The sequence below is a fragment of the Neisseria sp. genome (assembly GCF_041804105.1).
Lineage (GTDB): Bacteria > Pseudomonadota > Gammaproteobacteria > Burkholderiales > Neisseriaceae > Neisseria.
The window spans coordinates 13920-28174 of the sequence record NZ_JBHCJY010000086.1; the positions used below are offsets into that span (position 1 = coordinate 13920).

The window sequence follows — 14255 nt, forward strand, 5'->3', positions numbered from 1 at the left end:
AAAACAATCACCGATACCGGCAGGAAAACAAAATGACACGATTCAATAAACAATCCTTACTGCTCGGCTTGATGCTGGGAGCAGCTTTCCCGACCCTCCATGCGGCAGGGATGCAGATTACCCCCACGGGTTTGAGCCTGCCTGCCAAGCAGCGGGCGGGGGTGTTTACGCTTTCGAATACGGGTAAAAAACCGCTGACCGCGCAGGTGCGCGTGTTCCGCTGGACGCAGGATGCCGAAGGCAAAGACGTGCTGGTGCCTTCGCGCGACGTGCTGGCCAGTCCGCCGATGGTGAAACTGGCGGCGGGGGCGCAGCAGCAGTTCCGCGTGGTGCGGGCCAAGCCTGCGGTTCAGGGAGCGGCGGAAGAAGCCTACCGCTTGGTGGTGGACGAGCTGCCTGCTCCTGACGAAAAGCCCAAAAGCGGGTTGAATTTCGTGTTGCGCTATTCCGTGCCGGTGTTCCTGAACCAAACCGATTCTCCCGAAACGAAACTGCAATGGCAGGCTGCGTCGGCGGCGGGCGGCAAAACGCTGCTGACCGTGCAGAACACGGGCGGCGCATATGCCCAGTTGAGCGGTCTGGCCGTGAAAACGGGTAAGGGCGAGAAAAACCTGATCGGCGGGCTGGCGGGCTATGTGCTGCCCGGCAGCCGCGTGCAGTACACGCTGGATGCCGCGCCGTCGTCGTTCGGTAAAGGCGGTTTTTCCGTAAAGGTCAACGGCAGGGTATTGCAGCCGGAGGTACGGTTTGCCGCGCCCTGACGCTGCGTTTCCCTTAAAACAGATTGTTGTCGGGGTGTGGCTGTGTTTGTGCACGCTTCAGGCATCCGCGCAGCAGGATGCGCCCGCAGCGGCTGTTTATACGGCGGAAAAGCTGACCGTTTACCCGCAGGTAACGGTAAACGGCAGCCTTTCAGACGGCGCATATCCTTTTCTGCAGGACGGCGAACGTTTGTTTGTCCGCCGTGCCACGCTTGACGCGCTGGGCATCAAGGTGCCGTCTGAAAACCTGAAAACCGCCCGCAGTATGGCAGATGCCGCTGCCGACGGCGGCATCAGTGCGTCCGTACAAACCGCATCCGAAACCGCCGTATCTGAAGCTGCCCCCGAAACGGCTGCGGACGACAAAAACGTATCCGAAGCGGTAGGGCAGGGCGTTTCAGACGGCCTGAATACGCCGTCTGAAAATCCGTCCGACCAAACATCCGAACCGTTAACCGAAGCGCAAACCAAACCGCAAACAAAACCGCAAACCAAACCGCACAACGAAGCCGTGCCGGAAGGAAAACCGCATGACGTTTCGGTCGCGCAGACCGGCAAGCTGTCCGAACCGGAAAGCGGCAGCGGCAAACCGCCTGTGCAGACGGATGATGCCGCAGATAAAACATGGTTCGAGCTGTCGGCCATTCCGCGTTTGGAAGTGCGTTACAACGCCGCCGAGCAAACCCTTGCGCTGACCGCGCCGCTTGAGTGGCTTGACCGCCCCGTTACCCGAATCGGCGGCAGCGAAGACGAAACCTACGCCGTCGCCCGCCCGGGTTTCGCGGGCGTGCTGAACTACGACTACAACCATACCCGCAGCGGCGACGGCAGCAGCAGCCAAGGCATGTTGGCCGAAGCCCGCTTGACCACGCCCGCAGGTTATCTGAGCCACAACCATATGTGGAGCGAAAACCGTCCGTCGGGCGGCGGCAGTACGTCGAAAACGTCGCGTCTCGATACCTACTGGCGCAGTGTTTGGGCGGAAAAAGGACTGGCCTTGACCGCAGGCGATTTGACCACGGGCGGTATCGGCGGCAGCGGCGGCTCGCGTTTGGGCGGCATCAAACTCGAACGCACTTACAGCGTGCAGCCGTGGCGCAATACCGCCCCGCTGCGTACTTTTTTGGGCGAAACCACGTTGCCCGGCACAGTCGATCTGTATCTGAACGGCGTGAAACAGTACAGCCGCGAAGTTTCCGCAGGCGGTTACGAAATCATTTTGCCGCCCAGCGTGAGCGGCAGCGGCATGGCGCAGGTGGTGGCCACCGACGTGCTCGGCCGCACCGTGGTCGTCGATATGCCGCTTTACGGCGGCAGCGGCCTGCTGGCCAAAGGCTTGAGCGAATGGTCGCTCGAAGCCGGTTATCTGCGCAAAGACTACGGCATCAAAGATTTTTCCTATGATAAACAGCTGGTCGGCAGCGGCACCTTGCGCTACGGCATCAGCAGCTTCCTGACCGCCCAAGTTCATGCCGAAGGCGGGGGCGGCTACCGGAAGTTCGGCGCGGCGGCGACATCGGTGCTCGGTTCGCTCGGCCAGCTCGACCTCAGCCACACGCAGAGCTATTTCAAAGGACACAGCGGCGGTTCGAGCAGCGCGTTTTTCAGCACCAGCCGCAGGAGATGGTCGTTCGGCACGGGTTTCAGCGTGAGCGACGACCGCTATACCGGCATGGGCGTGATTCTTTCCCCCGCCGACTATGCGCCCGAAAACAGGAAAAACCGCACCGCTTCCGTTTCCGCAAGCTGGAACGGCAACCGGGCCGGTTCGTTCAACGCGTCCTATGTTTACAGCCGCAGCGGCAGCGACAAGGCCGACAAAATCGGCACGCTGGGCTGGAACCGCAATTTCGGCAACCGAGTCAGCGCAGGCATCAGCGCGAGCAACAATTTCAACGGCAGCAAAGAGCGAAGCATCTACGGCAGCCTGTCGTTCAGTTTCGACAAAGGCTATTCGCTCAACGTGGGCGGACGGCGCGACAATCTCGGCAGCAATGCCTACAACCTCAGTCTCAACAAATCCGGCAGCGGTCTGAACAGCCCATCGTGGGGCATCGGCTGGGAACGCGAAACCGACGATGACCGCAGCAGCGGCCGTCTGAACGGCCACCTCAGCGTCAACACCCAATACGGCGACCTGCGCAGCGGCGTGTACGGCACGGGCGGCCAAACCAACTACAACGCAGGCTGGCGCGGCGGACTGGTGCTGATGAAAGGCGGCCTGTTCGCCACCCGCCATGTCCACGACAGCTTCGCCGTCGTCGATACCCGCATCGGCGGCGTGCCCGTTACCCTGTTCGACAACCGCATCGGCAAAACCGACCGCCGCGGCCTGATGCTCGTCCCCAACCTGTCGGCCTACCGCAAAAACAGCATCGGCATCGACATTACCGACCTGCCTTACGATATGAAGGCCGAGCGCGCCAAAGCCCAAGCCGTGCCGTCTGAAAAATCCGGCATCGCCGTCGAGTTCGACATCAGCCGGATGCGCGCCGTTTCCCTGACGCTCAAAGCCCCCGACGGCGGCTTTATCGAAAGCGGCAGCATGATACAGACCGAAAGTGGCAAACCCGCCGCCGTGGTCGGCTTCGACGGCCAAACCTTTATCGAAAACATCGGCGAAGGCCGCAACCGCTACACCGTCAACCGCGCCGACGGCGGCGGAACGTGCAGCTTCGAAATCGAATACCGCGAACCGTCTTCAGACGGCCTGCCCGACTTGGGCGAAGTGGTGTGCGGCGGATAGGCCGTCTGAAAAAGCACGGAACGGTTGCAAGCCGCTTTGATACAAATGTTGCTTCTGTCGTCGGGAAACGGCGGCGCGGTTTGATAAAGCCGGTCTGTTTGGTAGGAAACAATCCGTTTTCAGATGGCCTGAGACCTTCGAAAAATTGAGGTTAAACTTGAAAATCTATGTCCGTCATTCCCGCGCAGGCGGGAATCCAGAATTTTAACTTTCTGTAATTTCTAAATATTTCTTAATTTGGTCGATCTGGATTCCCGCCTGCGCGGGAATGACGGATGGACATTTTTGAATATTTTTGGGTTTGCAAATGTTTCAGGCCGTCTGAAAAAAGCATGGAACGGCAGCAAACCGCTTTGATAAAGCCGGTCTATCCGGCGGGAAACATCCTTTCAGACGGCCTGTCCGATACGGGGAAGCGATAGCAGGAACAGGCCGTCTGAACAGGCAGCAGATTTGTTGGATACAGAGAAAATGAACAGAACAAACCGAACAGCTCACACAAAAAAAGCCGTATGGCAAAGAAGATTATTGACCGGCGCATTCGCAGCCGTGGCGGGATTTTCGTTTCAGACGGCCAAGGCCGATTGCAGGGTTGCCACTACTCCGAACCCCGCGCAAATGCCCGCTGTTGATTTTCTCAACAATACGGGTATGGAAACCGTTATAGAACTGACCGCCACATGTTACAGAGATGCTGGCGTTGCCCGCAACCAAGAAGATACTTTCCATGTTTGCGTCGGCATGGACGGCGGCAGGCAATCATACTTACAGGTTGATCCCCGCTATCTGTATCTCAACCGCAATGCCGCGCTGGCGGGTTTGGAATACAACATCTACACCGATCCGGCGTACACACATATCGTTTATTCCAATACCTATCTCCGAGGAACTGAACCCAACCGCATCCTGTACACCCCCGTTACCGTTCCGGCCAATACCAACGTAGCAACCGCAAAAATGTATGCCTATGTGAAAATCGCACCCAATCAAAGCATACCGCCTGCCGGCATATATGAAAACAATATCAGCAGCGGCTCGATAGCCGTCAAAATAGGTAAAAGCGGCGATTGCCGCAAAGACATAAGCGGATGGAACCCCAGTAAAATCGGCGGAACCATTATGCAAGCAACTGTGGTCAGTAGCTGCAAAATCGAAGCCCCCGACAACATCGATTTCGGCGAACAGTCGATTCGTTCGAAAAACATGGTCGGGCAGACGGCGGTCAGGGTCAACTGCCCCAAAAACACGCCGTACGCCATCGGCCTGAGTTCCAAATACGGCGACAAAACGGGCAACGGCCAAATGAAGCACAAAAGCGGCACCGCCCTGATTCCCTACGCCTTGCGCGACAGCGCATCCCAAAACGGCGCGCATTGGGGCGACAGCGGCAACGTCGAACAACCCCGCGGCAGCCGCAAATTCAACGGCACGGGCGCAACGGCAGTCCACCCCGTTTACGCCACCATCGCCGACATCCCCGCCGACACCCCCGCAGGCGATTATGAAGACACGGTTACCGTGAACGTGTATTACTGATTGTCTGTGGTGCAGTCGGTTTGGTAGGTACGGTTAGCCGCCTGAAGCGGCGTAACCGTACAGGCGTAACCGGACATTTAAGACGGAAAGGCCGTCTGAAAGCTGCCGTTTGTTCTGTGCATGATATAGCTGTGGCGGGAAAGACCGTCTGAAAAATTATGATGTTTCGGCATCACGGTTATCCCATCGTACGGTTACGCCGCTTGGGGCGGCTAACCGTACCTACGGCGGGATTGAGTGTGATACGTTGGGATGCAAAATAAACCGTCATTCCCGCGCAGGCAGGAATCCAGGTAGGTTGAATTCGGGAAACTGTTGGAAATAATCGGTTTCCTGATGTTCATATCTGGATTCCCGCCTGCCCGGGAATGACGTTTTTGGTTTTCAGACGGCCTGAATGCTGGGCTTGGATGTTGTGGGGGATGCCGTTATTCGGTTTGGGCGGGAATGGCGGTTTTGTTTTTCAGACGGCCTTTGGGGAAATGGTTGGGATGTCCGGTTTGGGTTCGGTGGAAATGAGATTTCAGACGGCCTGCAAATCGGTAGGTACGGTTAGCCGCTCGAAGCGGCATAACCGTACAAAAAATCAGGCCGTCTGAAAATTGCCGCTTGCTCTGCCGTTATGTGGCAGCGGCAGGAAAGGCCGTCTGAAAACTATAGCGGATTTAATTAATTTTCGATACAAGGCAGCAAGCCGCAGACAGTACAAATAGTACGGCAAGGCGCAGCAACGCCGTAGCGAAAGTTAAGTTAATCCGCTATATTGTTTGTTGGATATATGATGCGGTGGTCGGTAGAAAAGGCCGTCTGAAAAATTAAGGTGTTCGGTATTGCGGCGGTTACCTCATCCGTACGGTTACGCCGCTTGGGGCGGCTAACCGTACCTACGTTGGGGCATGACACGTTGGGAAAAACAAACCGTCATTCCTGCGCATGATGCAGCGGCGGCAGGAAAGGCCGTCTGAAAGTTATCGTTTATTCTGCGTATTCGGCGGTTTTTTCTGTTTTTTGTGCGGCGGTGTTTTCGTGCCTCAGGCGGCGGTTGAGGACGGTCATGCAGATGCTCCAAAGCTGTATCAGGGCGATTTGGCCGAGTACGGCGGCGAAGGCGGTTTTGCCGATGTCGGCCAGTGTCCAACTGCCGATAAGGGGGTGGTTGAACAGGTGTTGGCGGTCGTCGGCGACCAGATAGGCGGTCAGGAACCACAGGCCCCAGACGAGAATGAACGAGAGCAGGCTTTTGGCGGTAACGGTTCTGCTGCAATTGGCTTTGCGGATAATCATTTGGCGGCGCAGGTCGGCGGTTTTTTCTGTCGGCATTTTTTCTCTTCTGTTTTCGGTTTGCGGGTAGGGGGCGCTGAGGCCGTCTGAAGGTTATTGGATGCCTCTGTCGGGGCTGATCCATGTGGCTTTGCGTTTTCTGTCGCGGAAGACGGCTTTGGGAAAGCCGTGCATCAGGGTGATGCAGTTCAGCAGCCAGAAGGCGTAGGGATACCAGATGCAGCTGATGAAGTAGCGGAACAGGTTGCCTTCGTAGCGGCTGTCGATGTAGAGGCTGACGGAAAGCTGGATGATGAAGGCCATGAAGGTCATCAGGCTGCCGACTTTGAGCAGGGTAAAGTCTATGTGGCCGCCGAGGGCATGGCCGATGGTGAAGGCGGTGTACAGCAGCAGGGCGTAGGCCCAGACGAGGGTCAGGAAGTATTCGAAATACAGCGGCCACAGGCGGGCGTTGCGCGGTTTCCAGATTTGGCGGCTGTATTTCAGGATGACTTCGGCGCCGCCCTGCGCCCAGCGCAGACGCTGGCGGTAGAGGCCGCGCAGGGTTTCGGGCATGAGCACCCAGCACAGGGCGCGGGGTTCGTAGATGATGTCGTGGCCTGCGGTTTGGGTTTTCCAACTGATGTCGATGTCGTCGGTAATCATGTTTTCGCTCCAGCCGCCGACTTCCTGCCAAACGCTTTTGCGGATGCACATGATGACGCCGGATACGGTGAACAGCGTGCCGGCCAGGCTCTGCGAGCGCTTGATGAGGCCGATGATGGAGCTGAATTCGGCCACTTGCAGTTTGCCGAGAATGGTGCTGCGGTTGCGTACGCGCGGGTTGCCGGTAACCGCGCCGACTTCGGGGCGGTTTTCGAGGGTGTCGACGATGTATTCGAGCGCGTGGTAGTCGGGCACGGCGTCGCCGTCGATGCCGACGAGGTACTGCCCTTTGGCGTAGCGTGCGCCGTTGTTCATCGCGCTGGCTTTGCCGCCGTTGGGCTGGGTAATGACGGTGATGCGGTGCGGGTGCTGCTGTTTCCAGCGGCGCAGGACATCAAGGGTGTTGTCGGTGCTGCCGTCGTTGATGAAAACGAGTTCGTAGTTGGGATAGGTGAGTTTGAGCAGGTGGGGGATGGAGCAGTCGAGATTGTCCGCTTCGTTGTAGCAGGGTACGAGTATGCTGACCATGGGCGCATCCGTGCCGAATTCGGGCAGGTCGCCGCGCTTTTCCCACAACAGGAAATAGAGCAGTCCCGACATCGTCCAGTAAACGGACATCAGCCCGGGATAGAGCATTACGAAAACGGCGAAATAGTCATACCATTGCATAAATCGGTTTCTTTTTGTTGTTGTTTCGTCTGTTGCCGACGTTTCCGCGTATTGCCGTAGCAGCCGCGTTCGGGCGTGCGGCCGTTGTTGTTATCGCTTGTGTTCCGGTCAGTTGCCGGCGTCGGTTTTTCAGACGGCCTGACCGTACTCCGGAGCCGTCTGAAAAAATACCGGCAAACGGTAGCGGACGACTGGATCAGAACATTCCGGTGCGGGCGGCGAAGTCGGGTTTGACGGTTTTCAGCTCGGGATTGTCGTTCAGGAAACCGTCGGCACCGTAGCCGAAGTGGATGTAGCCCGCTTTGCGGGTTTGGCGCATCTGTTGGGCAAGCTGCCTGCCGTCGAAACGGCTGTTTTGCAGGGGATTGCCGAACATGATTTGGGTTTTCGCCTGCGCCGCGCCGCTCTGTTGGAGGGTGTCGAGCAGTTTGCGCAGGCCTGTATCCTGCAGATAGGGCTGAATCATCACGGCGGTGTAGTCGTAACGCTGCGTGTAGGCGGGCAGTTTCTGCGCGAAGGCCGCAGGGTTTTCAGACGGCATGGGATAGAGCGCGCGCACGGTCTTCATTTCGTTTTGGCCGTTGTAGCTGTACCGCATTGCCGCCTGTGTGAGCGGGGCGGTGTCGGTGTTTGCGCCGTCGTTTGCGCCGTAGCCGAACGCCAGGCCTTTGAAGCGGCTGTTGAACGCCAAATCTTCATACAGTTCGGCGGCGGCTTTGCGGCCGTCTGAAACGCCTTTGAAGTCGAAGCCGTCCACAGGCATCCATGCGTAGGTGTTGACGTTGGCGCGGGTAATGAGCTGCCATGCAACCTGGCTGAAGATGTCGGCTTTCGTTTTCAGATGGCGGTTGGGGAAATAGGCGGTGTCGGCTTTGCCGTTGCCGTCGCTGTCGCTGACGGCCTGCAGATAGACGGAAGTGGCACCGAGCCGGTAGATGCGGTCAACCAGCCGGTCGTAGTTTTTGGCCTGCTGCTGCGGGTCGGGATGGTACATATCGTCGAGCTTGACATACACGCTGCGGCGGTGCGGCACTTCGAAACTCGTTCCTTCCAAATACGATTTCAACAGCGAAAACGGCGTTTCCTGATCAATCAGCGCACGGCCCACGCTGCGGTCGCCGAGCGTGTTGGTGCGGTTGTCGAACAGGGTCAGGTCGTCGGCAAAGCCCAGTTCGCGGGCGATGGCGACGGCGGTCAGGTTGAATTGCCCGTAGGGCCACACCATCAGGCGGGGACGGCGGCCGGTGTGTTTGGCAATCAGGTCGGACGAGGTTTTCAGGTCTTGGCGGACGCGGTTTCTGTATTGTTCGGGCGTTTCGTATTTGCCGTTTTGATAGTTGCCGGGAAACACGGCGGCAAACTGCGAACCGCCCGGGTTGCCCTGTTGGCCGCGGTGCATGTCGTGGGTGTGCGAAGCCACTTCAATCAGGCCGCCGGCCTGCATTTCGCGCAACTGCGCCCAGGTGATGAATTCGGAACGGGGCAGGTGTTCGTCTTTGCCGTAGGCGATTTTTTCATGCGGCTTTTTCTCCATCCAGCCCGTTACCACGGCATAGACGGCGGGGTATTTGTAGGCTTTCAGCAGCGGGTAGATGGTGGTGTAGAAGCTCTTGTAGCCGTCGTCGAACGTGAGCAGAACAGGCTTGGCGGGCAGTTTGCCGCGCCCTTTGCGCGCGTCTTCGATCTGCTGCCAGCTGACGGGCGTGTAGCCGTTGTCGCGCAGCCAGTTGAAATGGGCAATCAGACGTTCGGTGGACAGCGTTTGCGAATAATATTTCGTTGCGGGCGTGTCCGCCGCTTTGCCTGCGCCGCCAGCCAGCAGCTTTTTGGGCGGGGCTTTCAGATCGATGACGTCGTGGTAGCACAGCACGCCGTAGCGTACATCGGCATTGGCCAGAGCGGTGTTCAGACCGAATGCGGCGATCAGGGGAAAAAGGAGTCGGGATGCTTTTTTCATGGTGTTTCGCTGTCGGATAAATCGGGTTTCAGACGGCCTGTCCGCAACGGGCCGTCTGAAAACGGGGTGTGCGGTGCAAACGAAAGTTACGGATTTCATGTCGGCAGACGGTATCCGTGCGTCAATGGGCGGAACGCCGTCTGCATGGTGCGGAAAGGATACCGCCCTTTTGTGCCGGTAGGGTGCGGTGGATTTTTCAGACGGCCTAGGTGTTTTTCAGGCCGTCTGAAATCATTTGAATTTCACTTTTAAGCCTAAGTTGCCGAAGTTTTCAAATTCGGGGCGGCCGTCGTACATCGCTTGGCGGCGGCCGGCTTCGTAGTCGAGCCAGAGGCGGTGGCCGAACTGCCATTTGTGGCCGTATTTCAGCAGCCAGGTGTTTTCCGCGGCCAAGCCGTGCTGCCAATAGCGGCCTGCGCCGCCCGTGAGTTCCTGCGTGAGTTTGGAATGGTTGTCGAACGGGCGGGTATGGGAAAGCGTAAGCGTGCCGCTGAGGGTTTTGCTGTTTTTCGGGTTGTAGTAGTGGGCGGCGGGAATATGTCTGTTGCGGGTGTAGTCGGCCCACAATGCGCCGTCGAGTTTCCAGCGGTTGTATTGGAACAGGTTCTGCATGAAATGGCCGTGGTAGCTGCGGCGGGTGTTGCCGTCGTCGAAACGCATCAGGCCTGCGCCGATGCCCGCGCTGGTGTTGGCGGAGTGGGTGTATTGCGCGCCGATAGTGTATTCGTCGGCATACACGTTTTGGTTGAGCGCTTTGGCGGGCGTGTTCGCGCTGTTGAACGCGGCGGCGGCATTGAGTTTCAGACGGCCGTTGAGACGGTAGTCGATGCCCGCTTGGGCGTAGGCTTTGTCGTTGAGTTGGAAACCGCGTCCCGCTTCAAGGTTGATGGTGGCGGGGTACAGGCTGATTTCCGTGCCGAGTCCCACGCGGCCGTGGCGCAGCGGTTCGCCTTGGTTGGGAACGTAGGCACTTTGTTCGGCGATGTAGGCGCGGTGGCCGTCTGAAGTGCGGCCGCTGTACAGGCGCATCTGCTGCGACCATTCCGTGCCGTCTTCGGGTTGGGTGGCCTTCATCATGCCGGCGCGGATGTCGAGTTCGGGCGCGCGTGCTTCGTCGTAGGCTTTCCAAAACTCCGCATCGGCGGGGTTGTCGCGGTGTTTTGCCGCTGTACCCTGTTTGACTGCGCGCCAGTTGCCGGCGGTGATTTGCGCATCGAGTAATTTGTTGTCGAGCCAGACGTGGCTGTCGTAAGCCATGAATTCTTTGGCGCGGGCGAACGCGTCAACCGCATCTTCGGGGCGGTTGTTCCATTTGGCCAATTCGCCTTTCAAGGCCAGCGCCCACGGGTCGGCGGGGCGTTCGGCCAGCCATTCCTTCATCATGCGCTCGGCTTTGGCGTTGTTGCCCGCCCAGGCTTCCAAACGGATTTCCCAAAAACGGCGCGTGCTGTAATAGGGGTTTTCCACTTCGGTACGGTGGGCGAAGTCGGGGATGTAGCGCTTGCCGTTCCAGTTGTTCAGGTGTTTTTTGGCGGCGGACAGATACATCAGGTCGGCATCGGACTTGATGAGTTTTTCGTTGGTTTCATCGTCAATACGTTTGTCGTTCTGCAATTGGTGTTCCGCTATGCCGCCCAGTATGCGCCGCGCTTCGTTCGGGCTGCCTTCCTGAAGCAGCGCCGCAGCATAATATTCGCGCACATAATCAGGCTGTTGTCCCGATTGCACCAGTTCGCGGTAGTCGCGCACCGCTTCTTTGTGTCTGCCCAACGCCGTTGCCGCACCGATGCGGTCGCGCCAGGCGGCAACGTACAGCTCGCTGCCTTTTTCGCTTGCTGCCATCACGTCGCCCAAATCACGGTAGGCTGCGGCAAGCTGTCGGTAGTCGTAGGTTTTCATCGCACTGCGCAGGCGTTCGGACGCTTCGCTTTTCTTCAGCCACAGGCGGTCGGTTTCGGTAAAGAACGGTGCGTGTTCTTCCATAATCCGCGCCTGCACGGGGTAGGCACGGATTTCGCCCGCCGCGCGGTAGGCCGCAATCACATTGTCACGGTCGGGGGCGGCGGATTTTTTGTCCTGTAAAACGGCGAAACGTTCGGTGGGACTCATTGTGCGCTGAGCCAGATAATCGGAGGCCGTCTGAATTTCTTTGTCTTTGCCGAAACGCCGTGTGTAGTCTTCAATCGATTTGGCCGCATCGGGGTAGCGTTCCATATCGACAGCCACCAGCGCGCTGCCGAGCCAGCCGATTTTTTTATCGGGGAAACGGGTTTGCAGCGTCCGGTACAGAGCGGCCGCTTTCGGAAACTGCTTCGCATCCCGCGCTGCCTTGCCCAAGTTTTCCAACTCATCGGCAGACAGGGCTTCCGGCGCACAACCCGTACACACAGCCAATGCTTCCGCCCCGCGCCCGCTGCGGATAAGCAGTGCCGTCAAATCCGCCCGCACCGCCGCATCTTTGCTTTTTGCATACAACGCGCGCAAACCTTCTACCGCTTCGGCCATCGCCGCATCACTGCTGCGCGAATGAACCACCCAGCGTTCCCGCTCGGCACGGAGATCTTGGGCGGAAACAACGGCTGGAACAAACAGGCAAAGCACGGCGGCGGCAAGGGGAAAACGGCGGAATGTAGTCATGGCAGTCGGCAGGTTGGAAACAGAAAATAAAAAAGACTGCATCGGCACAAGGCAGCCTTTTGGTTGTCTTTTAGGAAACGTTATTCGAACTGTTGGTTAATATTTCTCTTTGTTAAATGGTAAATCATTCATTTTGTAAAAAAATACACAAATTGACGGTCGGCTTGAAATTGTTATAAACGGAAAAATAGGAAACATTGTTATAGTAATTGATTTTAATTTTTCAAAAGAGGGATTAAGGCTGGCATTGGGATTTTAAGAGGTAAAGCTGGTTGGTGGGTATATTTAAGCGGGGAATCGTTTGAGTTTGGTTTGTCTGTATGCGGGTCAGACAGAAGGCCGTCTGAAAAATATTTTTCAGACGGCCTGAGAGGGGCTGCATTGTTGTGAACAATAGATTTGGAAATGTTTGCGTTGGTTTTGTAACCAAAATAGAAATTGGGATGGACAGTTGAGGATGGAGCGCAACCTTATGATATTAAGCTGGACGGTTTTGTTCAATGTTGATGGGAGGGCAACAAACCGGCCAGCCTGGCAACCACCGCTTCCGCGGCCTGTCGTTTGGATGTTTCCGGCAAAACGGTTTCCCCTTGGTCATCGATAAAGGTAATTTTGTTGACTGTTTTGCCCATTGCCACCGAAACGTCGTTGGCCACAATCATCGGAATGCCTTTTTTCAGTCGTTTGGCACGGGCGTATTCGATGACGTTTTCGCTTTCCGCCGCAAAACCCACGCAAAACGGCGGGTTGGGCAGTTTGGCAACCGAAGCGAGAATGTCGGGGTTTTCGGTTAATTCGATAACGGGCGGTCGTCCCGAGCCGTCTTTTTTCAGTTTTTGTTTGCTGCTGTTTTTGACTTTATAGTCGGCAACGGCGGCAACGGAGATGAAAATATCCTGTAAATCAATCAGTTTGTGTACTGCCTGATGCATGGCTTCCGCGCTGACCGCCTGTTCGGTGTAGGCCAATCCTGCGGGCAAGGCCGTCTGAATTTGGCCGTAAATCAATGAAACTTCCGCTCCTGTGGCACGGCAGGCGCGGGCAAGGGCAATGCCCATTTGTCCGCTGGAAATATTGGTGATGCCGCGTACGGGGTCGATGGCTTCGAAAGTCGCACCTGCGGTCAGCAGCACTTTTTTGCCTTGCAGCAGTTTGGGTGTCCATAAATCGGGCAGCAGGTCGGCCAGTTCATGTGCTTCAAGCATTCGTCCGACACCTATTTCACCGCAGGCCTGTTCGCCGGAAGCGGGTTGGAATACGCTGATGCCGTCTGAAACGAGCTGTGCGATGTTGCGCTGATTGGCGGGGTTGAACCACATTTCCACATTCATCGCGGGGGCTACGGCCATCGGGCATTTGCGTGCGGCGGCAAGGTTGGTCAGCAGATTGTCGGCAATGCCGTTGGCGATTTTTGCGATGGTGTTTGCGCTGGCCGGCGCAATCAGAAAAACATCGGCCTGGCGGGTCAGGTTGATGTGCGCCATGCCGTTGCCGTCTGAAAAAACGTTGTGTGTTTCGGTCAGCACGGGATTGCCGCTGAGTGCCTGAAAGGTAAGCGGCGATACGAATTCGGCAGCGGCGCGGCTCATGGCAACCGTTACGCTGTGCCCTTGTTTTTTCAGCAGGCGTACGAGTTCGCAGGATTTATAAGCGGCGATACCGCCGCTGATGCCGAGCAGGATGTGTTTGGTCATGTGGGTTAGTAATTTTGTATAGAAGAAAAACGGATTGATTTATAACATGTCCGCAAGAAAGTTGCCAAAGCATCGCTTTATTATTGATGGCTTAGCTTTTCCACCCCATTTTCGATTTGCGGTATTGGTTTTTCAAAAAAAATTCTGTTGTTAGGCAAGGGATTGGGATTTTGTGCGGTGATTTTTGTCTGTCGGGAGTTGACTGTTAAGTGAGGTGTTGTGTATAGTTCGCCTTCTTCGCTGCACGGTTGAACCGGAGGCGGACGCTCTTTAACAACACAGATTACCGATAAGTGTGGGTGCGTATGCCCCACACTGCGACGAGAACA

Annotated in this window: 10 protein-coding genes; 3 read left to right on the plus strand and 7 right to left on the minus strand. The window is 57.0% G+C overall.

Annotation, left to right across the window (positions count from 1 at the left end; genetic code table 11):
• Positions 1 to 32: 32 nt before the first annotated feature.
• From ACEYDX_RS07920 to ACEYDX_RS07930, 3 genes are all read left to right on the plus strand, one after another.
• Positions 33 to 761: a molecular chaperone gene (locus ACEYDX_RS07920; protein ID WP_373741477.1), complete on the plus strand. Its 729-nt coding sequence runs from the start codon at positions 33 to 35 to the stop codon at positions 759 to 761.
• Positions 748 to 3507 carry a fimbria/pilus outer membrane usher protein gene (locus tag ACEYDX_RS07925; RefSeq protein ID WP_373741478.1) on the plus strand — a complete coding sequence of 920 codons (2760 nt, stop codon included), beginning with the start codon at positions 748 to 750 and terminating at the stop codon, positions 3505 to 3507. Before ACEYDX_RS07920 ends, ACEYDX_RS07925 begins: the two co-directional genes overlap by 14 nt.
• A 528-nt stretch (positions 3508 to 4035) precedes the next feature.
• The gene (locus ACEYDX_RS07930; protein ID WP_373741479.1) at positions 4036 to 5043 is read left to right on the plus strand and encodes a spore coat U domain-containing protein; all 1008 of its coding nucleotides are present in this window, start codon (positions 4036 to 4038) and stop codon (positions 5041 to 5043) included.
• A 428-nt stretch (positions 5044 to 5471) separates the two neighbouring features.
• On the opposite strand, the gene ACEYDX_RS07935 is transcribed toward ACEYDX_RS07930, so the two are convergent.
• The 7 genes from ACEYDX_RS07935 to ACEYDX_RS07965 all read right to left on the minus strand — a co-directional run.
• Entirely contained in the window at positions 5472 to 5615 is a 144-nt protein-coding gene (locus ACEYDX_RS07935; RefSeq protein WP_373741480.1) for a hypothetical protein, read from the minus strand.
• 403 nt (positions 5616 to 6018) lie between these two features.
• Positions 6019 to 6363, minus strand: a complete 345-nt coding sequence (locus tag ACEYDX_RS07940) for a hypothetical protein (RefSeq protein ID WP_373741481.1) — start codon at positions 6361 to 6363, stop codon at positions 6019 to 6021.
• Positions 6364 to 6417: 54 nt separating this feature from the next.
• Entirely contained in the window at positions 6418 to 7638 is a 1221-nt protein-coding gene (gene pgaC / locus ACEYDX_RS07945) for a poly-beta-1,6-N-acetyl-D-glucosamine synthase (protein ID WP_373741482.1), read from the minus strand.
• A gap of 196 nt (positions 7639 to 7834) precedes the next feature.
• Positions 7835 to 9694, minus strand: coding sequence for a poly-beta-1,6-N-acetyl-D-glucosamine N-deacetylase PgaB (gene pgaB, locus ACEYDX_RS07950; protein WP_373741483.1), 1860 nt, complete (start codon positions 9692 to 9694; stop codon positions 7835 to 7837).
• Positions 9695 to 9826: 132 nt separating this feature from the next.
• A complete protein-coding gene (gene pgaA, locus ACEYDX_RS07955) occupies positions 9827 to 12274 on the minus strand; it encodes a poly-beta-1,6 N-acetyl-D-glucosamine export porin PgaA (RefSeq protein WP_373741484.1) in 2448 nt (815 codons plus the stop codon).
• Positions 12275 to 12729: 455 nt separating this feature from the next.
• Complete coding sequence (gene coaBC, locus ACEYDX_RS07960) at positions 12730 to 13926, minus strand: bifunctional phosphopantothenoylcysteine decarboxylase/phosphopantothenate--cysteine ligase CoaBC (protein ID WP_373741485.1); 1197 nt, start codon at positions 13924 to 13926, stop codon at positions 12730 to 12732.
• 80 nt (positions 13927 to 14006) lie between these two features.
• Positions 14007 to 14255 (minus strand): hypothetical protein (locus ACEYDX_RS07965; protein ID WP_373741486.1); only part of this gene is annotated, 249 nt, incomplete at its 5' end.

What these genes read in the sequence shown, in the direction of transcription:
- pgaB (WP_373741483.1), bottom strand. Translation starts at nt 9,694, where the DNA reads ATGAAATCCGTAACTTTCGTTTGCACCGCACACCCCGTTTTCAGACGG.
- pgaA (WP_373741484.1), bottom strand. Translation starts at nt 12,274, where the DNA reads ATGCAGTCTTTTTTATTTTCTGTTTCCAACCTGCCGACTGCCATGACT.
- coaBC (WP_373741485.1), bottom strand. Translation starts at nt 13,926, where the DNA reads ATGACCAAACACATCCTGCTCGGCATCAGCGGCGGTATCGCCGCTTAT.
- pgaC (WP_373741482.1), bottom strand. Translation starts at nt 7,638, where the DNA reads ATGCAATGGTATGACTATTTCGCCGTTTTCGTAATGCTCTATCCCGGG.
- ACEYDX_RS07920 (WP_373741477.1), top strand. Translation starts at nt 33, where the DNA reads ATGACACGATTCAATAAACAATCCTTACTGCTCGGCTTGATGCTGGGA.
- ACEYDX_RS07940 (WP_373741481.1), bottom strand. Translation starts at nt 6,363, where the DNA reads ATGCCGACAGAAAAAACCGCCGACCTGCGCCGCCAAATGATTATCCGC.
- ACEYDX_RS07935 (WP_373741480.1), bottom strand. Translation starts at nt 5,615, where the DNA reads ATGCCGCTTCGAGCGGCTAACCGTACCTACCGATTTGCAGGCCGTCTG.